Genomic DNA, 25,427 nt, shown 5'->3' on the forward strand with positions numbered 1-25,427 from the left:
GTCCCGTCGTCGACCCCCACCCCCGACCCCTCCCCGCAAGGGGGAGGGGAGGAAGCTCGGCCTCGCGGCGATGGCCACATCAGCGCGACTGTCTCCGACAAATCGCCGACGTAGTCGTAGGACAGGCCGAACAGTACCGGGTCGGTGCGTTCGGCGATCAGGGCGCGGATTAGCCCGGGCTTGGCGTGGCGGAACGACAGCGCGCCGGTGAGCGCTGCCAGCGCCCAGCCGCGGTCCGGATCTTCGACCTCGCGGAAGTAATTAGTGATCAGCCGCAGCTTGTTGTTGCGGCCGGGCTCGTAGCCGAGGCGGTCGAGCAGTTCTGCGAAGCGGTTCATGCTTCGCTCGCCTCGTCGGCGGCCGGCATGCCGACGTCTTCATCTTCGTCGCCATAGCCAACCAAATCGAGCGGCCGCGCCGCGAGGCCCTTGGTCTGGCACCAATGCACCAGCGCATCTTCCTGGCCGTGGGTGACCCACACTTCGCCGGCACCGGTGGCCGCGATGGTGGCGGTGAGGCCGTCCCAATCGGCGTGGTCGGAGATCACCAGCGGCAGTTCGACGCCGCGTTGGCGGGCTCGGGCGCGTACCCGCATCCACCCCGACGCGAACGCGGTCAGCGGATCGGGGAAGCGGCGCGTCCAGAGATCGGAGGTCGCTGACGGCGGCGCCAGCGTGATGGTGCCGGCCAGCTCAGCCTTCTTGACGCCTTTCACCGGGCGTAATTCGCCAAGCGGGATGCCGGATGCCTGATAGTAATGCGTAATTTTCTCCATCGCGCCGTGCAGATAGATCGGCGCGTCGTAGCCGGCCTGCCGGATCAGCGCGATCACCCGCTGCGCCTTGCCGAGCGAGTAGGCGCCGACCAGATGCGCGCGCTCTGGAAACAGCGCAACGGAGTCGAGCAGCTTACGGACTTCGCCTGCCGCGTCGGGATGGCGAAACACAGGCAGGCCGAAGGTCGCCTCGGTAATGAAGACGTCGCACGACACGATCTCGAACGGCGTGCAGGTCGGGTCCGGCGCGTCCTTGTAATCGCCGGACGCGACGATGCGGATGCCGCCGGCTTCAACCGCGACCTGGGCAGAGCCGAGCACATGGCCGGCAGGATGGAACGTGACCGTCGTGTCGCCGAGCCGGATGGTCTCGCCATAGGTGACCGCCTGGGTTGAGCCCGCGAAGTTGTCGCCGTAGCGCAGCCGCATCATGTCGAGCGTAGGCTGGGTCGCCAGCACGGTGCCATGGCCGGCGCGGGCGTGGTCGGAATGGCCGTGAGTAATCACCGCGCGGTCGACCGGCCGCACCGGATCGATGTGGAAGCCGCCAAGCCTGCAACACAGGCCCGCGGCGGTCGGCATCAGGATGTCGTGCGGTCGCATCTTCGCTATATAGGCGGGCGTACCTTTCAAACGAGTCTCATCCCGCCGGGTTCCGTCGATGCCGACGTACCTGTTCCTGTCGTCCGGAAATGTTCTTGCCGACCGACGCTACGGCTTTGCGCGCGAGCTCCTGGCTCGCGGCGAGGCGGAGGCGGCAGCCGACCTACTGGCGCAGGCGGTCGAGCTGGCGCCGGACTTTACCTCGGCGTGGTTTGCACTCGGGGAAATTCGTCAGGACCGGCTCGGCGACCGCGACGGCGCGATCGATGCGTTTCGGCGGGCGCGATCGGCGGATCCGCGCGATCGGCACGGCGCCGGTCTGCGCCTGATGCGGCTCGGCGCCGCCAATCTCGATGCGATGTCGCCCGCCTATGTCGGCACGCTGTTCGATCAATATGCGCCGCGATTCGACAAGTCGCTGGTCGAGGATCTCGGCTACCGCGGCCCGGCATTGCTGCTCGAGGCGGTGCGCGAGGTCTGGGCAGCGACAGGCCGAGTGATGGTGTTCCGGCGCGCAATCGATCTTGGCTGTGGCACCGGGCTGGTCGGCCGCGCGTTTGCGCCAATCGTTTCCGAAATCATCGGCTTCGATTTGTCGCCGCAGATGATCGAGCGCGCCCGCGCGAGCGGCGTGTATGCGCGACTCGCAGTGACCGATCTGGTGCAGGGGCTTGTCAACGAACCATCGGCGAGTGCCGGGCTGATCCTTGCCGCGGACGTGCTGATCTACATCCAGGACGTGGCGCCGCTGCTCCGCGAAACTACGCGAGTGCTGCAGCCGGGCGGCCTGCTCGCTGTCACAGCCGAGACGCATGCTGGCGATGGCGTGGTGCTGACGGCCGGGCTGCGATTCGCCCAGGCGGAAAGCTATCTGCGCGAAGAATTGCAGCAGGCAGGTCTTGCGGTCGCGCTGCTGCAGCACGCGTCGGTCCGCAATGAGAATCAAGCCCCGCTGCCGGGGGTGGTCGTCGTTGCCTTCAAGCCCGACGACGAGATCCGACGCGTCGAACCCGAGACGCCTTGCGATACCTAGCCGAGCTCTGGCAACGGACCGAGCGATTTTCCGTCATTGCGAGGAGTGGAGCGACGAAGCAATCCAGCGTGGTTCACGCAGGCCTCGATTGCTTCGCTTAGCTCGCAATGATGGAGTTCCTGCAAACAAAAACCCCGGCCGCTAGGCCGGGGCTCTGTGTCCGTCGCTGTGAGGCGAAGATTAGTACTTCGCGACCACCGGCTGATTGAAGTGATAGTTGATGCCAGTGCGCAGGATGTGTTCGGTGACCTTGGTGGTGTTGATGCCGGTGCCGCCGAACACGTCGGTGGTCGAGCCGAGGTCAACGTAGAGATATTCGGTCTTCGAGGTCCAGTTCGGGCCGAGCAGGCCGAACAGCTGGAACGGAGTCTCGATGCCGGCGCCGGCAGCCCAGCCACCCTTGGTGGTCTTGAAGCTGTAGTTGCCGATCGAGCTGACGATGTCGGACTTGATGTTGCCGTAGGCGTAGCCGGCGGTGCCGTAGAACAGCGTCGAGCCGAGCGAGTAGCCGATGCGGCCACGCGCGGTACCGAACCAGGGCAGCTTGGCGTCATAGTAGGCCCGCGGACCGAGCACCGAGGCGCGCTGATCCTTCTGGGTCGAGCCCTGGAAGTCGGCTTCGACACCGAACACCCAGTTCGAGGCCTGCCAGTTGTAGCCGATCTGGCCGCCGCCGATGAAACCGTCCGGCGCCAGGTTGAAGGCGTCGGTCGCACCGCCGAGGGTCAGGCTCGAGCGATCACGCCCGGTCGCGCCGCCGAAATTGCCGCCGATATACAGGCCAGCCCAGTTCGCCGGGGGCGGAGTGATGTAGGTGCCGTTGCCGCCGATGCGGTAGTTCAGACCGGCGCGGAAGATGCTCTCGCGCACTTCGGTGCGCAGGCTCTGATTGCCGAAGAAGTCGGTCTGGTTGCCGAGGTCGAGATACAGATATTCGATCTTGCCGGTCCAGTTGCCGCCCAGCGCAGCTTCCACACCCGAGCCGATCACCCAGCCGGAGCGGGTCTTGCTGTTGTCGAACGCCACCAGACCACCTTCGGTGACGGTGGTCTTGACGCTGCCGACCGCATAACCGCCGGTGAAGTAGGCGACCGCCGGGCCGCGCACGAGGCCGACGCGGCCGCGCACGGTGCCGAACCAGTCGAGCTTCTGGTTGTAGTTGGTGGCGAGGCCGTTGAGCGAGGTGTAGCCGTCGCTCGCGCCGCTGCCCTGGATGTCGGCTTCGAGGCCGAGCAGCATCGGGCCGAGGAACGAGCCGAGCTGCCAGTTGTAGCCGATCTGGCCGCCACCGATCACGCCCTGCGGCTGCAGGTAGGTGGTGTTGAGCGAGGCGCCGCCCGGATAGGCGTGGGTCTGCAGGTTGCGGCCGAGGCCGACACCGACGTTGGCGCCGATGTAGAAGCCCGTCCAGTCATAGACGGCGGCAACCGGGGCCTTCAGGTACGGAGCCTTGACGGCGAGATCGGCCGCTTGGGCGCTGACGGCGGCGGTGCCAGCCAGCACGACGCCGGCGAAGATGCGTTTCATGGACGGGAATCCCCTCTTAAACCTGCGCGAACATTACGGGGACGGCATCGAGTCGTCTGTACCCGGGCGGCCACACCGGCTGAAAATCGCGGGTAAACGATTGATTGACGCGGTAAATCCCGGTTTTGAAAGTTCCGGGGTGCGGCGACGAGTCGCTCTCGCATTGCCCGCTGTACGGCAGAAATCTCGCCCCTTACGCGTATTCGGCGGTCATTCAATCGGTTGATGGGTTGCGTTGGCTTCCCGCCTCTGCCCAGGATGGCTCCGCCGCAGAAGCGCACAGCGCCGCGGCCGAACAAGAACCGGTCGTTTCGAGCCGGCACACCCAAGGGGAGAGAAACTCGATGAATTTGCGCACCAGCTCCGTCCGCACGTCCGTGGCGGCGATCGCGGCGGTGATGTTGACCGCGGGGGCGGCAACGGCGGCGGACAAGAAATACGATCCGGGCGCCAGCGACACCGAAATCAAGATCGGCCAGACCGTCCCGCATTCCGGCCCGGGCTCGCTCTACGGCGTGCTCGGCCGCGTCGGTGAAGCCTATTTCCAGATGCTGAACGAGAAGGGCGGCATCAACGGCCGCAAGGTCAAGTTCATCACCCTGGACGACTCCTACAGCGCGCCGAAGGCGGTGGAAGCGACCCGCCGGCTGGTCGAGCAGGAGGAAGTGCTGGCGCTGTACGGCTCGCTCGGCACCGCGCCCCAGACTGCGGTCCACAAGTACCTGAACTCTAAGAAAGTTCCGCAGCTGCTGCTGAACACCGGGGCGTCGAAGTGGAACGACCCGAAGAACTTCAAATGGACCATGGCGGGCCTGCCGCTGTACCCGACCGAGGCCCGCATCCTCGCCAAGCACGTCATTGCGGTGAAGCCGGACGCCAAGGTGGCGATTCTGTACCAGAACGACGATTTCGGCCGCGACTTCCTGGGGCCGTTCAAGAAGGTGCTGGAAGAGGCCGGCGGCAAGGCCAAGGTGGTGGCGGAAGCCAGCTACGACCTGACCGAGCCGACGATCGACTCGCAGATCATCAACCTGTCGAAGTCCGGCGCCGACGTGTTCTTCAACATCACCACCGGCAAGGCGACCTCGCAGTCGATCCGCAAGATCGCCGAGATCGGCTGGAAGCCGCTGCACCTGCTGTCGGCCGGTTCGACCGGCCGCTCGATCCTCAACGCAGCCGGGCTCGACAATGCCAAGGGTATCGTTGCGGTTCGCTACTCGAAGGAGGTCGGCGTGCCGCGCTTCGAGAACGATCCGGACGTCAAGGCGTTCGAAGAGCTGCGCGCCAAGTACCTGCCCAACGTCGACAAGGACAACACCATTGCGTACGCGGGCTATGGTCAGGCCGTGACGATGGCCGAGATCCTGCGTCGCTGCGGCGATAACCTGACCCGTGAAAACGTGATCAAGCAGGCGACCTCGCTGAAGGGCTTCCACTCGCCCTATTTCCTCGACGGCATCGACTACAGCTACACGCCGGACGACTACACTCCGATGAAGACCCTCTACATCGCCACCTTCAACGGCACCGATTGGGACATCTCGGAGAAGCCGTTCACGGAGTAACAGCCGCGCCTGCTGTGATGACCCCGGCCAAGCGGAAGCGCGGCCGGGGTTTTCGTTACGGCGTGGGGTCCTCAAGGGTGAGAAGCATTGCGCGTTAGCCAGGCGTCTCGAACCGTGATGCGGCAGAGACTGGCAGGCGGCGAGCATTTCTCGCGCCCAACCTCGACCGCCGCACGGCGAATGCCTAGCTTGGCGGGGTGAGCGTCGCCGATTCTTCCTCCGATTTGCTGCCCGACCGGTTCCGCCGCTGGTTCGCCGAACGCGGCTGGGCGCCGCGCGACCATCAGCTTGCGCTTTTGGAAAAGGCACAGGCGCAACGCTCCGCCCTGCTGATCGCGCCGACCGGCGCCGGCAAGACGCTGGCCGGCTTTCTGCCGTCGCTGGTGGAACTGTCCTCTTCAAGCCCGCTTGCCGGGAGAGGTCGGCTTGTCGGCAATGCCGGCAAGCCGGGTGAGGGTGCTGATGAGTTTCACCCGGTTGAACCAGCCTCGCTTGCCGAGACGCCCCCTCTTCCGGCGCAGCAAGCTAGCCTTGCCGCGCCACCTTCTCCCCGCGGGCGGGCAGAAGGAATGGTCCCGCGCAGTGGCGGGCTCCATACGCTCTACATCTCGCCACTCAAGGCGCTTGCGGTCGACATCGCGCGCAACCTCGAGACGCCGATCGCAGAGATGAAGCTGCCGATCCGGGTCGAGACCCGCACCGGCGATACGCCGGTGTCGCGGCGGACGCGGCAGCGGCGCAATCCGCCGGACATTCTGCTGACCACGCCGGAACAGCTCGCGCTGCTGCTCGCCTCCGACGATGCGCCCTATCTGTTCGGCTCCTTGCGGCGCATCGTGCTCGACGAACTGCACGCGCTGGTGACGTCGAAGCGCGGCGATCTGCTATCGCTGGGCCTCGCCCGGCTGTGGCGGATCGCGCCGCAACTCCGAGCCATCGGGCTGTCGGCAACGGTGGCCGACCCGGACGAACTTGCCCGCTTCCTGGTGCCGCAGCCGGACGGCGAGGCTATCTCGGCCGACATCGTCGTCGCCACAGGCGCCGCGCCGCCGATCGTCGAGATGCTCGACACCAAGGAGCGGTTGCCATGGGCTGGGCACTCCGCACGCCACGCGTTGCCCGAGATCTACGACCTGATCCGGCGCAACACCACGACGCTGGTGTTCGTCAACACCCGCAGCCAGGCCGAGATGCTGTTCCAGGAGCTTTGGCGGATCAACGACGACAACCTCGCGATCGCGCTGCATCACGGTTCGCTCGATGTCGGTCAGCGCCGCAAGGTCGAGGACGCAATGGCAGCAGGGCGCTTGCGCGGAGTTGTTTGTACGTCGTCGCTCGATCTCGGCGTCGACTGGGGCGACGTCGATCTCGTCGTCAATGTCGGCGCGCCGAAAGGCTCCTCGCGGCTGATGCAGCGCATCGGCCGTGCCAACCACCGCATCGACGAGGCCTCGCGCGCCGTTTTGGTGCCGGCCAATCGTTTCGAAGTGCTCGAATGCGCTGTCGCGATCGAGGCGGTAGCCGAGAATGCGCAAGACACCCCGCCGCAGCGCAAGGGGGCGCTCGACGTGCTGGCGCAGCACATCCTCGGATGTGCCTGCGGCGAGCCGTTCTTCGCCGATGATCTGTACGCGGAGATTCGCAGCGCTGCTCCCTATGCGGGGTTGTCGCGCGCCGACTTCGACGACACGCTCGATTTCGTCGCCAGCGGCGGCTACGCGCTGAAAAGCTACGAGCGCTTCGCCCGCATCAAGCAGGACAAGCAAGGCCGCTGGCGGGTGGCCAATCCGAAGGTGCGGCAGAGCTATCGGCTCAACGTCGGCACCATCGTCGAAGAGGCGATGCTGAAGGTGAAGCTGGTGCGCTCGTCGCGCGCCAAGGGGGGCGGTACCACCGGCGCGATCGCACGCGGCGGCCGGATGCTCGGCCAGATCGAAGAGGGTTTCATCGAAGGGCTGACGCCCGGCGACACCTTCGTGTTCGGCGGCGAGGTGGTGCGCTACGAGGCACTGATGGAGGATCAGGTCTACGTCTCGCGTGCGCACGACAAGGACGCGCGGGTGCCGTCCTATATGGGCGGGAAATTTCCGCTCTCGACCTATCTGGCCGAGCGGGTCCGCGGGCTGCTCGCCGACAAGCGGGCATGGAAGGGCTTGCCGGATCAGGTGCGCGACTGGCTGGCGCTGCAGACCAAGGCGTCGCAGGTCCCGGCCCGGCGCGAACTGGTGATCGAGACATTCCCGCGCGCCGCCAAGTCTTATCTTGTCTGCTATCCGTTCGAGGGCCGGCTCGCCCATCAAACGCTCGGCATGCTGCTGACGCGGAGGCTGGAACGCGCTCGCGCGCGGCCGCTCGGTTTTGTCGCCAACGAATACGCGCTCGCGGTGTGGGGTCTCAGCGACATGTCGCAGATGATCCGGCAGGGCCGGCTCGATCTCGATGCGCTGTTCGATCCGGACATGCTCGGCGACGATCTCGAAGCCTGGCTTGCGGAGTCGGCGCTGATGAAGCGCACCTTCCGCAGTTGCGCGATCATTTCCGGCCTGATCGCGCGGCGCTTCGCTGGCGAAGAGAAGTCGCGGCGACAGGTGCTGTTTTCAACCGACCTCGTTTACGACGTCCTCAACAAGCATCAGCCCGACCATGTGCTATTGCGCGCCGCCCGCGCCGACGCCGCCACCGGGCTGCTCGATTTGCGGCGGCTGAGTGATATGCTGATGCGAATCAACGGGCGCATCGTCCACAAGGAACTCGATCGGGTGTCGCCACTCGCGGTGCCGGTGATGCTGGAAATCGGCCGGGAAGCCGTGTACGGCGAGGCCTCCGACGTCCTGCTCGCCGAAGCCGCCGACGACTTGGTCCGCGAGGCGATGGGATCCACGTAGGATGGGTTGAGCGAAGCGAAACCCATCAGACGCGCGCATTGAATCGATGGGTTTCGCTTCGCTCAACCCATCCTACGGGTGGATTGTTTTGCTCGCAGACCGCGCTTCGAACGAACTGGAAGAGGTGTCTGTCGTTACCATCGCCGGCGTGACGCTGGTCGCCGATCTATTCGGCGCGCTGTATTGGGAAGACGAGCGGCTGCTGGTCGTCTCCGATCTGCATCTCGAAAAAGGCTCGAGCTTCGCAATGCGCGGCGTGTTGCTGCCGCCTTACGACACGGTAGCGACGCTCGGACGGCTCGGCGCGGTGATCGCGCGGTTCAATCCGGCCACCGTGATCGCGCTCGGCGACAGCTTCCACGACCGCGACGCTCATGGCCGGCTGTCGCCCGCCAATCGTGACATCCTTACCGCGCTGCAGGCGCGGCGCGACTGGATCTGGATTTCCGGCAATCACGATCCGGACCTGCCGGCCGATCTCGGCGGCAGCGTTGCGGCCGAGGTGGCGGTCGGTGCCGTCGCGTTCCGCCACGAGCCCACCGGCGCCTGCGGTGAGATCGCCGGCCACCTGCATCCGAAGGCGCGGGTCAGCCGCCGCGGCCGCAGCATCGAGCGGCGCTGCTTTGCCGGCGACGGAACGCGCGTGGTGATGCCGGCGTTCGGCGCCTATACGGGCGGGCTGAACATTCGCGATGCGGCGTTTGCGAGACTGTTCGGCGGTGCGGCTTTCACCGCCCACGTGCTCGGCGACAACCGCCTCCACGCCATCGCCGCCTCGCGGTGTTGCTGATTCCAGAACTATCCACGAGTCATTCCGGGGCGCTCGCAAAGCGAGCGAACCCGGAATCTCGACGACTGCGATGTTGGGCGAGATTCCGGGTTCGCGCTACGCGCGCCCCGGAATGACCCGCTGAGAGGTCGACACGATTGACGGGCCTCAAGCCGCAGAACGTCTCACGCTGCCTTGGAGTGAACCTCCTCGCAAAATTCGGCGAGCCTGTCGGCGAGCCGCAACGTTGCCGGGCTGGCTTGCGGGGCGGCGATCAGCGCGAGCTCGGTGCGTTCGATCGGCGGGAAGCCATCGCGCGCGGTGAGTTTGCGATGATCGGCCTGAATTGAAATCTCCGACAGGATCGACAGGCCGAGCCCGGCCGCGACTGCGGCCTGAATGCCGGCGAGGCTTGAGCTGGTATAGGCCATGTGCCAGCGCCGGCCGGCGGCTTCGATCGCGTGGATCGCGCGGCGCCGATATAGGCAGCCGCCGGGAAAGAAGATCAGCGGCACCGAGTTGGCCTTGGGGTTGCACGGGTGGCTCTTGCTGTTCACCCAGTAAACGCGCTCCGGCCACGCCGCGACCGCGCCGGCACCGCCAGCTTCGCGCTTGAGCAGCACGAGATCGAGATCGCCGCGTTCGAGATCGCGCTTCAAATTCAGGCTCTGATCGGCGCGGACATCGAGCCGCAGGCCGGGACGGGCGCGCGAGAAATTGCCGAGCAGCCGCGGCAGCCTGTACAGCGCGAAGTCTTCCGGAATCCCGAGCCGCACCGCGCCCTCGGTGCTCGGCCGCCCGACCACATCGCGTGCCTCTTCGGCGAGTGCGAGCAGGCGTCGTGCGTAGGACAACAGCCGCTCGCCCGCCTCGGTCGGCAGCACGTCCTTGCCGCTGCGGTCGAGCAGTTGCTGGCCGAGATCGTCCTCAAGCCGCTTGATCTGCTGACTCACCGTCGACTGCGTCCGGTGCACGCGCTGGCCGGCGCGCGTGAAGCCGCCGGCCTCCACCACCGAGACGAAACTGCGCAGCAGTTCGAGATCGAGCATCGCAGCCTCATTCGAAAATCCACTGAGTGTGATTTTATCATTTAATTTCCCAATGACAACGCGAGCCCCTAAGCCGAGGCATCAGGAGACGTTTTCGATGTCGCTTACGCCCGCCGTTTCGCTCGCCTCGCCGCTGCTCAACCCGCGTGCCCTCCAGATCGTGCTGTTCTGCGCGCTGTGGAGCTTCGCTTTCGTGGCCGGCAAAGTCGGCGTCTCCGATTGCCCGCCGCTGATCCTGCTGGCGGCGCGATTCAGCCTCGCCGGCATTCTGATCCTCGGCATCTCGGCGCTGCGCCGCGAGTCGTGGACGTTGCGGCCACGCGATGTCGCGATTTGCGCGCTGCTCGGCCTCGCCAATAACGCGCTGTATCTCGGCCTCGGCTATGTCGGGCTGCAGACCGTCTCGGCCGGCATCGGCGGGCTGATCGTCAGCGCTAATCCGGTATTCACCGCGGTGGCGGCCGCGCTGCTGCTGCACGAGGCGCTGACCTGGCGAAAGGTCGCCGGCCTGGTACTGGGTGTCGCCGGGGTCGCTTTCATCGTCTGGCACCGCGTCGCGATCGGTGCCGAGGCATGGACCGGGCTCGGCTTTACGCTGGCCTCGCTGGCTTCGATCGTCGCCGGCACCATCCTGTTCAAGCGTCTGGCGCCGAGTGGCAGCCTGTGGATCGGCAACGGCATCCAGAATCTCGCCGCTGGGCTTGCGCTGACGCCGCTGGCGTTCTCGCTGTCGAGCGTCAACGATATCGTCCCGAGCTGGCGGCTCGCCGGCGCATTTGCCTTCCTGGTGCTCGGCGGTTCGATCATCGCCTATTGGCTGTGGTTTCGGCTGCTGACGCTGTACGGCGCGACGGCGGCCAGCGCCTGGCACTTCGTGATGCCGCCGCTGGCGATGTTGTTCGCCTGGCTGGTGCTTGGCGAATCGATCGATGGCCGAGATTTGCTGGGTGTGATCCCGGTGGCGATCGGAATCTATCTTGTGACAAGGCCGGCGCGTCCGGCTGTCCCGGCAGGCTGAATTGCCGGTGGAGCGTTCCGCTGCCGGAACGAAGCGGCTTCCGCTACGTTGGAGCTCGTCCACCTAGCCGGGATCCCGAGCGTGACCTTTGACGCCAGACGAGAGTTCGACCGGCCAGACTTGATCGATCCAGCCCCGGATGGGGCGCCCAAGGTCCAACGCCTCCAAACCTTCCGGCTCCGCGGCTTCTTCAAAACGCTCGGACCTGGCCTGATCACCGGGGCCTCCGACGACGATCCGTCCGGGATCGGTACCTACAGTCAGGCCGGCGCGCAGCTCGGTTACGGCATCGGCTGGACCATGCTGCTGACGTTTCCGCTGATGGTGGCGATCCAGGAGATTTCCGGCCGGGTCGGTCGCGTCACCGGCCACGGCATCGCCGGCAACGTCTGTCGGCATTATTCCGGCCGCCTGCTCGCCGTAATCGTGGTGCTGCTGTTCACTGCGAACACCATCAACATCGCCGCCGATCTCGCCGCGATGGCCGACGCCACCAAGCTGCTGATCGGCGGGCCGGCGCTGTTCTACGTGGTAGCGTTCGGGACGATCTCGGTGCTGGCGCAGATTTTCTTCGACTACAAGCGCTACGTCTCTGTGTTGAAATGGCTGACGCTGTGCCTGTTCGCCTATGTGGGCGCACTGGCCGCCGCCAAAGTCGACTGGGGACAGGCTGCCGCCGGCGTGCTGATCCCGCACGTCGCCTGGAGCAGCACTTATCTCACCACCATCGTGGCGATCCTCGGCACCACGATCTCGCCCTATCTGTTCTTCTGGCAGGCCTCGCAAGAGGCGGAGGAAGAGCGGATCGATCCGCACAAGAAGCCGCTGATCAAAACGCCACAGGACGCGCCACAGGAATTCCAGCGCATCCGGGCCGACACCATCATCGGCATGGCGTTCTCCAATCTGATTGCGCTGGCGATCATCATCACCGCGGCGGCCACGCTGCACGCCAGCGGCAAGACCGATATCGAAACCTCGGCGCAGGCTGCCGAGGCGCTGCAGCCGATTGCCGGTTCGTTCGCCGAATGGATCTTTGCGCTCGGCATCGTCGGCACCGGCTTGCTGGCGATTCCGGTGCTGGCGGGTTCGGCCGCCTATGCGGTGGGTGAGGGGAGGCGTTGGCCGGTCGGTCTGGCGCGCAAGCCGAAGCAGGCGGTGGCGTTCTACAGCGTACTGGCGCTGTCGGCTGTGCTCGGCATCGCGCTCAATTTCGCGCCGATCAACCCGATCTCGGCGCTGTATTGGAGCGCGGTGATCAACGGCGTCCTGGCCGTACCGGTGATGGTGTTGCTGATGCTGATTGCCCGCCGCCGCGACGCCATGCACGGCTTCGTCGTCCGCGGCCCGCTGCACTGGCTCGGCTGGCTCTCGACCGCCGCGATGGGTGTCAGCGTGGTGGCAATGGCGGTGGGCTATTTGCTTTAATTAGCCCCATACGCCGTCATTCCGGGGGGGCGCGAAGCGACCGAACCCGGAATCTTGAAGTTATCAGGCTGAGAGGTCGACACGCGTGGCGCTGCCGGGTGCCCTGAAGCTCCGGATTCCGGGTTCGCGCGTTGACACGCGCGCCCCGGAATGACGAGCGTGGGGAAGGTTTAGTCGCGCCGGAACACGATTGACGCCATCCAGCCGGTGGCGAGGGCCATCAGGGCAGTGATCAGGCCGTAGATGATGCCGTGCTGGCGCGCTGCGGTGGCGACGAATTGTTCGAAGCCGATCTTGGCGATTTCGAATGAGGTATCGGTCTCGGTCAGCAGCTCGCCGCCGGAGAACAGCTTGATCGAGATGTCGTAGCTGCCGATCGGGACTTCGGCCGGAAGCGGAATCCCGGTGCGGAACAGCGTCGGGGTCAGGAATTTCACCGCGGTGGTGTCTTCGCGGTACAGCCCGCGATCCTCGCGCAGCCGAAGGAAAGCCTGACGAAACTGATCGTCGGCAACGACGTCTGCGTAGTCGGTGCCGATCCGCTGGGTCAGCAGCACATGGTTCATGCCGAGCTGCTGCCGGCGCCGCACCTCGCTCGGTGCGATCGCGTCGATCGGCCGGTTGGCGAAGATCGCCAGATAGCTCGGCACCATCAGGAATTCGCGAGAGTCGCTGTTGATCCAGATGCCGAATTTGCGCTCCTTGCGCCGCGTCACCATGTTGGCGCGGGGGCCGAACACGCTGATCACCAGATCGTATTTGCCGGCTTCGACGAACGCCGGATGGTCTTTCTCGATCGCGCCGAACAGCACCAGCTCGCCGCCCGAATAGTTCGGCGTGACGGTGACGCGGGCGTTGGAGACCGACACGATCAGTCTCTCGGCACGCGCGGGCGCGGCGAGCGGCAGCATCAGCGCCAGCAGCACGGCGGTGGCGATCGTGCGGAGTGATGTGAACCGCCGCGTCGTCACGTCGGGCTCAATTCGCGCAGCGTGAACAGTTCGGCGGGGCGGATGCCGAGTTCGATCGCGAACCGCACGCCGACCGCCAGCACCAGCAGGCCGAGCAGCAGGCGGAGCTGTTCGCCGCGGATGCGCTGGCCGGCGCGGGCGCCGAACTGCGCGCCGGTGACGCCGCCAATCATCAGGATCAGCGCCAGCACCGCATCGACGAGGTGGCTGGTGGCGGCATGCAGCACGGTGGCGATCAGCATCGTCACCAGGGTCAGCACCATCGAGGTGCCGACGACGGTGCTGGTCGGGACCCGCAGCAGATAGATCAGCATCGGCACCAGGATGAAGCCGCCGCCGACGCCCATCACCGCGCCGATGAAGCCGATCAGCACGCCGATCGCCACCACCGGCAGCACCGACAGATAGATTTTGGAGCGCTTGAACCGGACCTTGAACGGCAGCGCATACAGCCAGTTGCGGTTGCCGGAGCGGCCCGCCAGCGGCACCTCGCCGCGGCTGGTGCGTCGGATCGCGCGGATGCCTTCGTACACCATCAGACCGCCGACCGAGGTCAGCAGCACCACATAGGACACTGCGATCACCAGGTCGAGCTGACCGACCGAGCGCATCAGCACGAAGAACCAGACGCCAAGTCCTGTACCGGCAATGCCCCCGCATAACAGCACGAACGCGAGGAGAGGATCGATTGCGCGGCGTCTCCAGTACGACAGCGCACCGGAGAATGAGGAGGCAGCCATGTGGCTGGTCACCGAGGCGACCGCGACCGCGGGCGAGATGCCGATGAAGATCAGCAGCGGCGTCATCAGGAAGCCGCCGCCGACGCCGAACATCCCCGACACGAAACCGACCGCGGCGCCCATCGCCAGCACGAGCAGGACGTTGACCGGGAGATCGGCGATCGGGAGATAGAGCTGCACGCGCGGTTCGCTTCGGAGTTCTCGCTGTGACGACAGCATCCCCCGGCTCAACGGCTGACGCTTCGCCCCGGAGATGTTCTTGATTCAATGATCTGGCAACACATCAGACCCGCTCAGCCGGACCGGCATGGCGGACTTCGCGCCAGATCGCGGTCCATCTGAACCGCTGTCCTTGCATAACCGAAATTAGTTCACGCCGGGATTACAGAATCGGTCGCAACCGAGTTTTTTAGGCTCGGTAGCGGCGATCTCGTCCACCTGATGGACGCTGGCGTTAGCGGGCCGCGCGCTTGGCCGCGGCGGCCGGCTGCCCGTCCCAGCCGCCGGCTGGCGCCGCGACCTTGACGGCGGCGTCGGGCTGCGGTTCGGCCGTGAAGGTCTGGATCGCGAGCTTGGCGGCCGCCAGCGACTGCGGGTCGAGGCGCTTGGCGACATCTTCGCGCTTGCGGCCCGCATCCTCGTCGCCCTGAGCGGCGGCGAGAGAGAACCACTTGTACGACTCCGCGAGGTTCTGATCGACGCCGATGCCGCGGGCATACAGGATGCCGAGGTTGAACTGGCTGTCGGCAACGCCACGCTCGGCAGCCTTGCGGAACCAGGCCGCAGCGGTCTTGTAGTTCGCGCCCTTGCTGCCGCCGTCGGCGTACAGCACGGCCAGATTGTGCATCGCCTTGGCGTTCCCGCGATCAGCCGCGGTCGAATACAGCTTCCGCGCAACGTCGAGGTCGCGCTTCACGCCGAGGCCCTTTTCATACAGCGTGCCGATGCGGAAGATCGCCGGCGTCACGCCGGCATCCGCTGCGCGCTGATACCATTTGGCGGCTTCGTCGTAGTTCACCGGCACGCCCTTGCCTTCGGCGTAACGGGTCGCGACTTCGTAAGCGGCGGCGGCGTCGCCCTTGAGCGCCAGGGTACGCAACGTCGCACCGCCAATGGTGTCGGGCAGCCGCTCGGCGGACGGAATCGCGACGGTGCCGAACTTCTCCGGCGCAGCGCTCGGCTGCGACGGGATCGTGCCGGTGATGTCGCTGGACGCGGCAGGCTCGGTCTGCTGCGCCGCCGGCGGCGTGTACAGCGACTGACGCTCGACCGGAGTCGGCGAAATCATCGACGGCGGCGGAGCGACCGGCGCGACAGACGGCGGCGCGGCGGGCTCGGTCGGATCGGATTGCCGCTCGTCCGCAGGCAGGCGCTGTTTTTCCGGCGCCGGGCTGGGCTTTGGCGCAGTGACGCTGGCGACCGGCGGCGCTTCGCCGCTGTCGAACAGTTTCATTGCCATCTGGAAGCTGGACAGCACGATCACGACGACGCTGGCGCCGACCAGCAGCGACTTGATCTTGGAGCCGAGCGGCGAGCCCGGTGTGCCGCCGTCCGGATCGGGCTTGTCGCCATCGGTCTTCGGCTTGCCGGGCTTGGCCTTGCCGGCGCTGGCGGACGCCGCCGCCTGCGCGGCGCGGCGCGCGGCAGCGATAAAGCTGGTGGCGTTTGCCGGCTCCGGCTGCGCCGGCGCGATCTCGCCCAGCGCGCTTTCAGAAGCGGCGATCCGTTCCGACGGCGAAGCGACCCGGGCCGGTGGCTTGGTGCCGGGCTCGAGCGGATGGTCCGGCGGCAGTGTGGCTTCCCGGCGAGCGGGCGGCGGCACAGCAACGACCGGCTCGATCTTCTGCGGCTGGTGCGGGCCCGCGGCGGACTCGTGGATGTCGTGGAAAGCGCGCGGCCCACGCGGCTCGGGCGCCGGGGCCGGTGGCTCGGCGGCTGGTTTGGCGGCGGCGAACTCGCGCGGCGCGGCAGCGAACGCCTCGACGGCCGGATTGGCCATCTCGGGCTGAGGCTGCGGCGGAACAGGCGCGGCTGCGGGAGTAACCGGGGCCGGTGCGATCGGCGCGGCAGCCAGGAAAGCGGGCTTCGCCGGTTCGGGGGCCGGAGTTAGGACGGGCGGCGGTGCCAGCGGAGGTGTCGCCCGCGCGGTGCGCAGATCGCCTTCGATCATCGCCAGCCGGTCGACGACATGGCCAAGGGTGTTGTGCACCGCCTCGAGCGAATCCTGAGTGTGGCGATCGGTTTCCGACTGGCTGAAGCGCATGTCGGAGAGTTCGCGCTTGATGGTGTCGACGAAGCTCGGGTCGAGCGCCGGCGCCGGCCGGCGATCGAGCTCCGTCAGCACCGCAAATTGCGACTGCTGCCGCTCCAGCATCCGCAGAATGTCGTGCAGGCCTTCCTCGACCCGCCCGAGATTGGCGCTGCCGCCGCGCTGCTCGGTCGCGGCTTCCATCCGCTCCAGCAGATGTGTGACGCGTTGTTCCAGATGCGCGAACGCGGACTGATTGTCGTTGCCGATCGGCAGATGATCGATCCGCTCCGACAGCGCCCGCACGGCGCTTTCGAGCTGCTCGGTGGATTCGCTCGGGGCAGGGCGCTCGCGGCTTTCCAGCGCTGCGGTCAGCGCCGAGATGCGCTGCTCCAGGGCGGCAAACGAGATGCTGTGGTTGTCGGCCTGCGCCAGCTGTTCGATCTTCTCGCCGAGCACGTGGACGTTGGCGCTGAGTTGCCCCAGCGCTTCATTGGAAGCGACGTTGGAGACGATGCCGCGCAGCGCGCCGATGGCGTTCTCGAGCTGCTGGACCGTGCCCGGATCGTCGCTGTTGCGGACGATCATGTCGATCTTGCCGCCGAGATTGCGGATCGCTTCGTCGAAGCCCGCGAGCTGTTCGGCCGGCGTCAGCGAGCGCAACGCGGTGTAGATCTCGCCGAGCGCGCGTTCGATGCCGGCAATCACTTCACTGTCGCTGCCGTTGGCCCGGCTTTCATCGAGCCGCTGCGCCAGCGAGCGGATCTCGCCTTCCAGCGTTTCGATCGCCTTGCGCGGCATCGCTTCGGTGATGGTCTGGCGGATCTCGGCGAGGTCGGCACGGAACGCGGCGATCGATTGTTCGACCTTGTCGGAGCGCTGCAGCGCGTCGATCTGGCTGGTGATCTTGTGGAGCTGCTTCTCCAGGCTGGTGAAATCCGGCCCGGCCAGCGGATTCGGGGGGGCCATCGCGGGCGCGATCGGCGGCGCAAACGACGCCGGCTGCCGCGGCATCCGGCCGATGCTGGCATCGAGTTCGCTCTGCCGCGCGGCGATTTCGGCAATCGCCTTGTCGAGCGCGTTCGGGTCGAGCGTGGGGGAGGGGTAGACTTGCTCGGCGGCGCGTTCGACGCGCTCGGTGGGCGATTGGGCCGGCACGGCTGCGGCCTCGGCCGGCCGAGCTGCCGCGGGCTTTGGCTCGGTAATCCGCGCCAGGCGGGCGTCGAGCCGGGAAATCGCGTCGTTCAGCTGCCGCGCGACCGGCGGCTCACTGCGCGCCGGCGTGCGGGAAATATGGTCGATCTGGCGGGCGATGGCGTCGAGCCGCTGATGGATTTCAGCGACTTCGGTAGCGCTGCGCTCGGGCATTGCGGGGCGGCCGGGCATGCGCGGTTGTTCGGTGGCCGGCTGCTGCGGGGCAGCCTCGCCGAGCTGAGCATTGATCCAGTCGGTGAGCGACAGCCCGGCGCGCTTTGCGGCGGCCTCGGCCTTCTCGCGCACTGACGGCTCGATCTCCTCGACACTCCACGACACGCGATTCATGCTCTTGTCCGCACCCAAGCCGGCCCCAGCCGCGCCCCGCACACCTCCGCGTCTTGCTCAAGCGAACATCGACACGACGCGGGAGTCTGCCTCTGGATCGACTTTTTCCCGTTAGGGTAAATACCGAGTTAAGGATCAGCGCGGACGGCGGTGAAACTTAACGATCGAGGCAGATAGCTTGGTTTTGCAGCTATTTGCCGCGCCTGGAGCGAGGCGGGAGCGGCTCAGGAGGCCGTCCGTTACCGCCGGCGTCGCTAACCGCCGGCGCGGGTGAACAGCGCGCTGAGGTCGTCGATGTCAGATTCCGTCACGGCGTTGAGCGCCGGATTCATCACCGCGGTCTGGCCGATATAGGCCCAGTACAGGAACTCCGCCCGCGGCCGGGCGTGGCGGCTCTCGACGCCGGATTCGATCATCAGCTTGGACAGGTATTCCACCCGCCTCGCGTCGACCGCGGCGACCATCTCGGCGGCGGCCGGATCAGTCGCGGCGAGCTCGCGGATGGCGCGGTCGAGGCTGCGGTCCTCGTTGAAGGCGAGCTTCATCAGATGTGTCAGCCGTGCGGGGCCGACGATCGCCGCATCAATCTCGCGGAAAACCTGCTCGGTAACCCGCTCCTTCCAGAGCTGCAGCAGCTGGGTGCGGAAGTCGGTGGCGTCCTTGAAGTGCCAATAGAAACTGCCGCGCGACACGTCCAAGCCCGCGGCTAGATCGCCGACTTTGAGGGCGTTGGCGCCATGTCGGGCGAGTGTCCGCAGCCCGTGGGCAAGCCAGTCCGCGCGCGTCAGCCGATCTTTGGTATCCGAATCCATGCCGGCACCATACACGCGTGTATTGACACGGCCAAGCCGGGCCGTTAGATGCCATTCAGAGGTGTATGGAGATGATCTGGCAGGCTGCTACGTTGCGGCCGCTGGAAATCATCACATCGGAGGAGCGCTCGTGCACGCCATGTTGGTCCAGCGGCCGATGGTCGACCTGTCCCGAGCCGCCACCCCGGTGCTTTGCAGCGATTTGGAGACGTGCCGGCGCCCGAGTGCGCCGCGGCGTCATCGCGCTTGATGTCGCGACCGATGATGGTCGAACATCCGACCCGCCCTACGTCTTCGCCGCAATTTTATCTCGCTCATCCGGAGAACTGCCGATGGCCTTGAACGGGCTCGACACCTGGTATGCCTTCATGAAGTCCCACGACTCAGATGCGTTGTGGGATCTGCTGCATCCGGACGCGGTGTTCGAAAGCCCGGTGGTTCACACCCCGCAGGTCGGGCGGGACATCGTGTTCAAGTACCTCAAGGGGGCCGAAAAGGTGCTGGGCGGCCCGGGCTTCACCTATGTGGGCGAATGGCGCAGCGATAACAGCGCGGTGCTCGAGTTCGAGAACGTGATCGAAGGCATCAAGATCAACGGCGTCGACATCATCACCTTCGCCGACGACGGACGTATTACCCACTTCAAGGTCATGGTAAGACCCTTGAAAGCGATCAACCTGCTGCATCGCTTGATGGGAGAACAGCTGGCGCAGCAATAAGCGCGCCGGCGACTGGTCGAATTCATCTCGCCGTCGCCTGAAGTTGTTTCAGGCGGCGCACACTTCACACCTGATCCCGATCGAGAGAACCGCATGACGATCTACAAGGCCCCGGTTGAAGAAGTCGGCTTCCTGCTCAACGACGTTTTTCAGTTCGACCGCTACAACAACCTGCCCGGGTTCGCCGATGCTGCGGCCGACGTGCGCGACGCGATCATCAACGAGGCGGCGCGGCTGAGCGAGGAAGTGCTGCATCCGCTCAACGCGGTCGGCGATCACGAAGGCTGCACCCGTCACGACGACGGCAGCGTCACCACGCCGAAGGGCTTCAAGGACGCCTACAAGCAGATCGCCGAAGGCGGCTGGATGGGCCTGTCGTCGCCGGCCGAATATGGCGGCCAGGGCCTGCCGATCACGCTGACCCAGACGGTGCAGGAATTCCTGAACTCCGCCAACATGGCGTTTGCGATGTACCCGGGCCTGACGATGGGCGCCGCGGCGGCGCTGACGGTGCACGGCTCGCCGGAGCAGAAGCAGACTTATCTGCCCAAGATGGTGTCCGGCGAGTGGACCGGTACCATGAACCTCACCGAGCCGCAGTGCGGCACCGATCTCGGCCTGCTGCGGACCAAGGCGGTGAAGCAGGCGGACGGCAGCTACAAGATCACCGGTACCAAGATCTTCATCTCGGCCGGTGAGCACGATATGGCCGATAACATCATTCATCTGGTGCTGGCGCGGATCGAAGGCGCACCGGCCGGAATCAAGGGCATCTCGCTGTTCGTGGTGCCGAAATTCCTGGTCAACCCCGACGGTACCGTCGGCGCCCGCAACGGCGTGATCTGCGGCTCGATCGAGCACAAGATGGGCATCCACGGCAACGCCACCTGCACCATGAACTACGACGGCGCCACCGGCTGGCTGGTCGGCGAAGAGAACAAGGGCATGCAGGGCATGTTCGTGATGATGAACGAGGCTCGCCTCGGCGTCGCCGTGCAGGGCCTGGCGCAGTCGGAAGTCGCCTATCAGAACGCCGTCGAATACGCCCGCGAGCGGCTGCAGGGCCGGGCGCTGTCGGGACCGAAGGCGACCGACAAGCCGGCCGATCCGATCATCGTGCATCCCGACATCCGCCGCGCGCTGCTGACGATGCGCGCGTTCAACGAGGCGGCGCGGGCGCTGGTGCTGTGGACCGCGCTGAAGAGCGACGTCGCGCATCGTTCCAGCGACGCCAAGGAGCGCCAGGTGGCCGACGATCATCTCGGCCTGATGACGCCGGTGCTGAAGGGCGTTCTGACCGACGGCGGCTTTGCCAATGCGGTCGCCGCGCAGCAGGTTTACGGCGGCCACGGCTACATCGCCGCCAACGGCGTCGAGCAGTTCGTCCGCGATGCCCGCATCGCGATGATCTACGAAGGCGCCAACGGCATTCAGGCGCTCGATCTGGTCGGCCGCAAGCTGCCGCGTGACGGCGGCCGCGCCGTGATGGCGTTCTTCGCCGAGGTCGGCGCCTTCGCCAAGGAGCACGGCGGCGACGAGGCGATGAAGCCGTTCGTGGCGCCGCTGTCGACTTCGCTCGGCCATCTGCAGAAGGCCACCACCTGGCTGATGATGAACGCGATGGCGCAGCCGGACAACGCCGGTGCCGCCGCCACCGACTACATGCACCTCTTCGGCCTCGTTGCGATGGGCTACATGTGGGCCAAGATGGCCAAGGTGGCGCAGGACAAGATCGCGGCCGAGGGTGCAAAGCCCTTCCTGACCCGCAAGCTGGTCACCGGCCGGTTCTTCGCCGAGCGGATGCTGCCGGAAACCGCGCTGCGGCTGACCCGGATCGAATCCGGCTGCGCCACGCTGATGGAACTGCCGGCGGAAGCGTTCTGACGCTTTCGTCAAACCAACGTCGTCATTGCGAGCGAAGCGAAGTAGTCCGAGCCGCGCACGAAGTCTGGATTGCTTCGTCGCTACGCTCCTCGCAATGACGCCTCGACACGCGATTGTTCAATTCGTCCGGCTCCTGTGAGCCCGGACCGAAACGGGAGAAAACGGATGCCCGAAGCCTATATTTACGATCACGTTCGCACTCCGCGCGGCCGCGGCAAGGCCGACGGCTCGCTGCACGAGGTGACCGCGCTGGCGCTCGCCACCGTGCCGCTGAAGGCGCTGAAGGAGCGCAACAACCTCAAGAAGGACGTGGTCGATGACGTCGTGATGGGTGTGGTCGATCCGGTCGGCGAAGCCGGCTCGGACATCGCGCGTTTCGCGGCGATGAAGGCGGGCCTCGGCGAGGCGGTGCCCGGCGTGCAGATCAGCCGGTTCTGCGCCTCCGGTCTCGATGCGGTGAACTTCGCCGCGGCGCAGATCATGAGCGGCCAGCACGAGCTGGTGATCGGCGGCGGCGCCGAATCGATGAGCCGTATCGGCATCGGTGCTTCGGGCGGTGCCTGGCCGATGGATCCGTCGATGGCGATCCCGTCCTACTTCATGCCGCAGGGCATTTCGGCCGACCTGATCGCCACCAAATACGGCTTCTCGCGCGACGACGTCGACGCCTATGCGGTGCGCAGCCAGCAGCTCGCCGCGAAGGCCTGGGACGAAGGCCGGTTCGACAAGTCGGTGGTGCCGGTGAAGGACATCAACGGCCTGACCATCCTGGCGAAGGACGAGCACATGCGTCCCTCGACGACGATGCAGTCGCTGGCGCAGCTGCAGCCGTCGTTCGCGCCGATCGCCGCGATGGGCGGGTTCGACGCGGTGGCGATCCAGTCGCACCCGGAAGTCGAGAAGGTCAACTACGTGCACCATGCCGGCAACTCGTCGGGCATCGTCGACGGCGCCGGCGCGGTGCTGCTCGGCAGCAAGGAAGCCGGTGAGAAGCACGGCCTGAAGCCGCGCGCCAAGATCCGCGCCTTCGCCAATATCGGCTCGGAGCCGGCGATGATGCTGACCGGTCCGGTCGACGTCACCAACAAGCTGTTCGAGCGCTCCGGCATGAAGAAGAGCGACATCGACCTGTTCGAGCTCAACGAGGCGTTCGCTTCGGTCGTGCTGCGCTACATCCAGGCGTTCGAGATCGACAACGACAAGATCAACGTCAATGGCGGCGCGATCGCGCTCGGCCATCCGCTCGGCGCCACCGGCGCGATGATCCTCGGAACCGTGCTCGACGAGCTCGAGCGCACCGGCAAGGCAACCGCGCTGGTGACGCTGTGCATCGGCGGCGGAATGGGCACCGCAACGATCATCGAGCGGGTGTGAGTATTCGATAGCACCGCGGGCCGCGCAACGCGCGCAGGCCTGCTCCCTCCCCCTTGCGGGGGAGGGGAGAAGAACATCAACCGCCGCGCCGCAACGGCTGCTGGCATCGAAGGAGCTAATCAGATGGCCTTCAAGAACTTCAAAGTCGAGACCGACGCCGACGGCATTGCGCTCGTCACCTGGGACCTGCCCGGCAAGTCGATGAACGTGCTCGACGCAACGACGATCGAGGAACTCGGCGCGATCGCGGAAGCGACTACCAAGGACGCCGCGGTCAAGGGCGTGGTGATCACCTCGGCCAAGGAGGCGTTCTGCGCCGGTGCCGATCTGTCGATGCTGGAGGGCATGAACCAGCAGTTCGCCCAGATCCGCAAAGACAAGGGCGAGGAAGCCGCCCAGAAAATGCTGTTCGACGAGAGCCGCAAGCTGTCGCAGATCCTGCGCGGCATCGAGACGGGCGGTAAGCCGTGGGTCGCGGCAATCAACGGTCTGGCGCTCGGCGGCGGCTTCGAAGTCACGCTGGCCTGCCACTATCGCGTCGCGGCCGACAATCCGAAGACCCGCCTCGGCCTGCCCGAGATCAAGGTCGGCCTGTTCCCGGGCGGCGGCGGCACCCAGCGGATTCCGCGCATCGTCAATCCGCAGGAGGCGATGACCATCCTGCTCAAGGGCGATCAGATCAAGCTCGACAAGGCCAAGGCGCTGAAGCTGGTCGACGCCGTGGTGCCCGCGGCCGATCTGATCAACACCGCCAAGGACTGGATCAAGAACGGCGGCAAGGCGGTGGCGCCGTGGGACGAGAAGGGCTTCAAGCTGCCCGGCGGCCCGGTGTTCTCCAAGCAGGGCATGATGATGTTCCCGGCCGGCAACGCGATCTATCGCCGCGAGACCTACGACAACTATCCGGCCGCCCGCGCCATCATGAGCTGCGTCTATGAGGGCCTGTTGGTGCCGATGGACGTCGCGCTGCGCATCGAGTCCCGCTACTTCGCGCATGTGCTGCAGACCAAGGAAGCGGCTGCGATGATCCGCAGCCTGTTCCTGTCGATGCAGGAGCTGAATAAGGGCGCGCGCCGTCCGCAGGGCGTGCCGCCGACCAAGGTCAAGAAGCTCGCCATCATCGGCGCCGGCTTCATGGGCGCCAGCGTCGGCTACGTCTCGGCCAAGGCCGGCATCGAAGTGGTGCTGATCGACCGCGACCAGGAGAGCGCCGACAAGGGCAAGGCGCACTGCCAGTCGGTCATCGAAGGTCTCATCAAGAAGGGGCGCGCCAAGGAGGCCGACCGCGACGCGCTGATGTCGCGGATCACCGCGACCGCCGACTTCAATGCGATCTCGGATGCCGACCTCGTCATCGAAGCCGTGTTCGAGGATCGCAAGGTCAAGGCCGAGACCTACGCCAAGGCGCAGCCGCTGCTGAAGGAAGGCGCGATCTTCGCCTCCAACACCTCGACCCTGCCGATCAACTCGCTGGCCGAAGAGTTCAAGGACCAGTCGAAGTTCATCGGCATCCACTTCTTCTCGCCGGTCGAGAAGATGATGCTGGTCGAAGTCATCCTCGGCAACAACACCAGCGACGCCACGCTGGCGGCCGCGCTCGACTACACCCGGCAGATCGGCAAGACCCCGATCGTGGTGAACGACAGCCGCGGCTTCTTCGCCAACCGCTGCGTGCTGCGCTTCACCGCCGAAGGCCTCGAGATGCTGATGGAAGGCGTCCCGGCGCCGATGATCGAGACCGCCGCCAAGATGGCCGGCATGCCGGTCGGCCCGCTGTCGCTGGCCGACGAAGTCGCGCTCGACCTGATCCTCAAGATCATGAAGGCCACCGAAGCGGACCTCGGCGAACAGGCGGTCGATCAGCAGCAGAAGAAGCTGATGGTCGAGCTGGTCGAGAAGCAGGGCCGGTTTGGCCGCAAGAACGGCAAGGGCTTCTACGTCTATCCGGAGAAGGGCAAGGGTCAGAAGAGCCTGTGGGACGGCATTGCCGCGCTGCAGCCCAAGCACCTCGATCCGGATACCATCGACGTCGAAGAGCTGAAGCAGCGCTTCCTCGCCGTGCAGGCGGTGGAAGCGGCACGCACCGTCGAGGACAATGTCATCGTCGATCCGCGCGAGGCCGATGTCGGCTCGATCCTCGGCTTCGGCTTCGCGCCGTTCACCGGCGGCACGCTCAGCTATATCGACTTCATGGGCACCAAGGAGTTCGTGGCGCTGTGCCACAAGCTCGAGGGCAAATACGGCTCGCGCTTCACCCCGCCGAAGCTGCTCGAAGACATGGCCAAGACCGGCGACACCTTCTACCACCGCTTCGCCCCGAAGAAGCAGGCGGCGGCGTAGTCACTCCGAGCACAGCCGGCTCCCTCTCCCGCTTGCGGGAGAGGGCTGGGGTGAGGGCGCCCCAGGCACTCAGTTCGCAATCTGCGGAGAGATTGGCCTTACCTTGATCGCTACGCGATGCGACCTCTCCCGCAAGCGGGATGGG

At 66.1% G+C, this 25,427-nt stretch carries 17 protein-coding genes and 1 pseudogene; 10 read left to right on the top strand and 8 right to left on the bottom strand.

The features are described from left to right. Together VRZ08_RS16640 and VRZ08_RS16645 are read right to left on the bottom strand one after the other, a co-directional pair. Positions 1-338 (bottom strand): annotated as a pseudogene (locus tag VRZ08_RS16640) (ATP-dependent DNA ligase); the annotation flags it as partial. After that, entirely contained in the window at positions 335-1,378 is a 1,044-nt protein-coding gene (locus VRZ08_RS16645) for a ligase-associated DNA damage response exonuclease (protein ID WP_414533254.1), read from the bottom strand. The pseudogene VRZ08_RS16640 and the gene VRZ08_RS16645, both read right to left, overlap by 4 nt. A gap of 58 nt (positions 1,379-1,436) precedes the next feature. On the opposite strand from VRZ08_RS16645, the gene VRZ08_RS16650 reads away from it, so the two are divergent. Then, a complete protein-coding gene (locus VRZ08_RS16650; protein ID WP_414533255.1) occupies positions 1,437-2,411 on the top strand; it encodes a methyltransferase domain-containing protein in 975 nt (324 codons plus the stop codon). A 180-nt stretch (positions 2,412-2,591) separates the two neighbouring features. Here VRZ08_RS16650 and VRZ08_RS16655 read toward each other — a convergent pair whose 3' ends face one another. Continuing rightward, positions 2,592-3,938: an outer membrane protein gene (locus tag VRZ08_RS16655; RefSeq protein WP_164633899.1), complete on the bottom strand. Its 1,347-nt coding sequence runs from the start codon at positions 3,936-3,938 to the stop codon at positions 2,592-2,594. 344 nt (positions 3,939-4,282) lie between these two features. Between VRZ08_RS16655 and VRZ08_RS16660 the strand changes: the two genes are divergently transcribed. From VRZ08_RS16660 to pdeM, 3 genes are all read left to right on the top strand, one after another. Next, positions 4,283-5,503 carry an ABC transporter substrate-binding protein gene (locus tag VRZ08_RS16660; protein ID WP_408018847.1) on the top strand — a complete coding sequence of 407 codons (1,221 nt, stop codon included), beginning with the start codon at positions 4,283-4,285 and terminating at the stop codon, positions 5,501-5,503. Between the two features lie 197 nt (positions 5,504-5,700). After that, the gene (locus VRZ08_RS16665) at positions 5,701-8,388 is read left to right on the top strand and encodes a ligase-associated DNA damage response DEXH box helicase (protein ID WP_414533256.1); all 2,688 of its coding nucleotides are present in this window, start codon (positions 5,701-5,703) and stop codon (positions 8,386-8,388) included. Between the two features lie 115 nt (positions 8,389-8,503). Further along, positions 8,504-9,178 (top strand): ligase-associated DNA damage response endonuclease PdeM, encoded by a 675-nt coding sequence (pdeM, locus tag VRZ08_RS16670; RefSeq protein WP_414533315.1) that lies wholly within the window; start codon positions 8,504-8,506, stop codon positions 9,176-9,178. A gap of 164 nt (positions 9,179-9,342) precedes the next feature. Here the strand turns inward: pdeM and VRZ08_RS16675 are convergent, their stop codons facing one another. Next, complete coding sequence (locus tag VRZ08_RS16675) at positions 9,343-10,206, bottom strand: LysR family transcriptional regulator (protein ID WP_414533257.1); 864 nt, start codon at positions 10,204-10,206, stop codon at positions 9,343-9,345. Positions 10,207-10,303: 97 nt separating this feature from the next. Between VRZ08_RS16675 and VRZ08_RS16680 the strand changes: the two genes are divergently transcribed. Together VRZ08_RS16680 and VRZ08_RS16685 are read left to right on the top strand one after the other, a co-directional pair. After that, complete coding sequence (locus VRZ08_RS16680; RefSeq protein WP_346296460.1) at positions 10,304-11,224, top strand: DMT family transporter; 921 nt, start codon at positions 10,304-10,306, stop codon at positions 11,222-11,224. 120 nt (positions 11,225-11,344) lie between these two features. After that, positions 11,345-12,652 carry an NRAMP family divalent metal transporter gene (locus VRZ08_RS16685; RefSeq protein WP_205523576.1) on the top strand — a complete coding sequence of 436 codons (1,308 nt, stop codon included), beginning with the start codon at positions 11,345-11,347 and terminating at the stop codon, positions 12,650-12,652. Between the two features lie 170 nt (positions 12,653-12,822). Here the strand turns inward: VRZ08_RS16685 and VRZ08_RS16690 are convergent, their stop codons facing one another. The 4 genes from VRZ08_RS16690 to VRZ08_RS16705 all read right to left on the bottom strand — a co-directional run bounded on the left by VRZ08_RS16690 (position 12,823) and on the right by VRZ08_RS16705 (position 18,965). Continuing rightward, positions 12,823-13,623 carry a TIGR02186 family protein gene (locus tag VRZ08_RS16690; protein ID WP_414533258.1) on the bottom strand — a complete coding sequence of 267 codons (801 nt, stop codon included), beginning with the start codon at positions 13,621-13,623 and terminating at the stop codon, positions 12,823-12,825. After that, complete coding sequence (locus tag VRZ08_RS16695; RefSeq protein ID WP_414533259.1) at positions 13,620-14,543, bottom strand: sulfite exporter TauE/SafE family protein; 924 nt, start codon at positions 14,541-14,543, stop codon at positions 13,620-13,622. Before VRZ08_RS16695 ends, VRZ08_RS16690 begins: the two co-directional genes overlap by 4 nt. A 274-nt stretch (positions 14,544-14,817) precedes the next feature. Further along, entirely contained in the window at positions 14,818-18,153 is a 3,336-nt protein-coding gene (locus VRZ08_RS16700) for a hypothetical protein (protein WP_414533260.1), read from the bottom strand. 254 nt (positions 18,154-18,407) lie between these two features. Beyond that, entirely contained in the window at positions 18,408-18,965 is a 558-nt protein-coding gene (locus tag VRZ08_RS16705) for a TetR/AcrR family transcriptional regulator (RefSeq protein WP_119018500.1), read from the bottom strand. 332 nt (positions 18,966-19,297) lie between these two features. Here VRZ08_RS16705 and VRZ08_RS16710 point away from each other — a divergent pair, with 332 nt between their 5' ends. From VRZ08_RS16710 to VRZ08_RS16725, 4 genes are all read left to right on the top strand, one after another. After that, complete coding sequence (locus VRZ08_RS16710) at positions 19,298-19,684, top strand: nuclear transport factor 2 family protein (protein WP_107342990.1); 387 nt, start codon at positions 19,298-19,300, stop codon at positions 19,682-19,684. 93 nt (positions 19,685-19,777) lie between these two features. After that, a complete protein-coding gene (locus VRZ08_RS16715; RefSeq protein WP_107342991.1) occupies positions 19,778-21,568 on the top strand; it encodes an acyl-CoA dehydrogenase C-terminal domain-containing protein in 1,791 nt (596 codons plus the stop codon). A 165-nt stretch (positions 21,569-21,733) separates the two neighbouring features. Further along, a complete protein-coding gene (locus VRZ08_RS16720) occupies positions 21,734-22,942 on the top strand; it encodes an acetyl-CoA C-acetyltransferase (RefSeq protein ID WP_263990603.1) in 1,209 nt (402 codons plus the stop codon). Positions 22,943-23,065: 123 nt separating this feature from the next. Continuing rightward, positions 23,066-25,282, top strand: a complete 2,217-nt coding sequence (locus VRZ08_RS16725; RefSeq protein ID WP_414533261.1) for a 3-hydroxyacyl-CoA dehydrogenase NAD-binding domain-containing protein — start codon at positions 23,066-23,068, stop codon at positions 25,280-25,282. Positions 25,283-25,427 lie beyond the last annotated feature (145 nt).

Origin of the sequence: Rhodopseudomonas sp. G2_2311 (genome assembly GCF_047501505.1) — a bacterium.
GTDB classification, from domain to species: domain Bacteria; phylum Pseudomonadota; class Alphaproteobacteria; order Rhizobiales; family Xanthobacteraceae; genus Rhodopseudomonas; species Rhodopseudomonas palustris_H.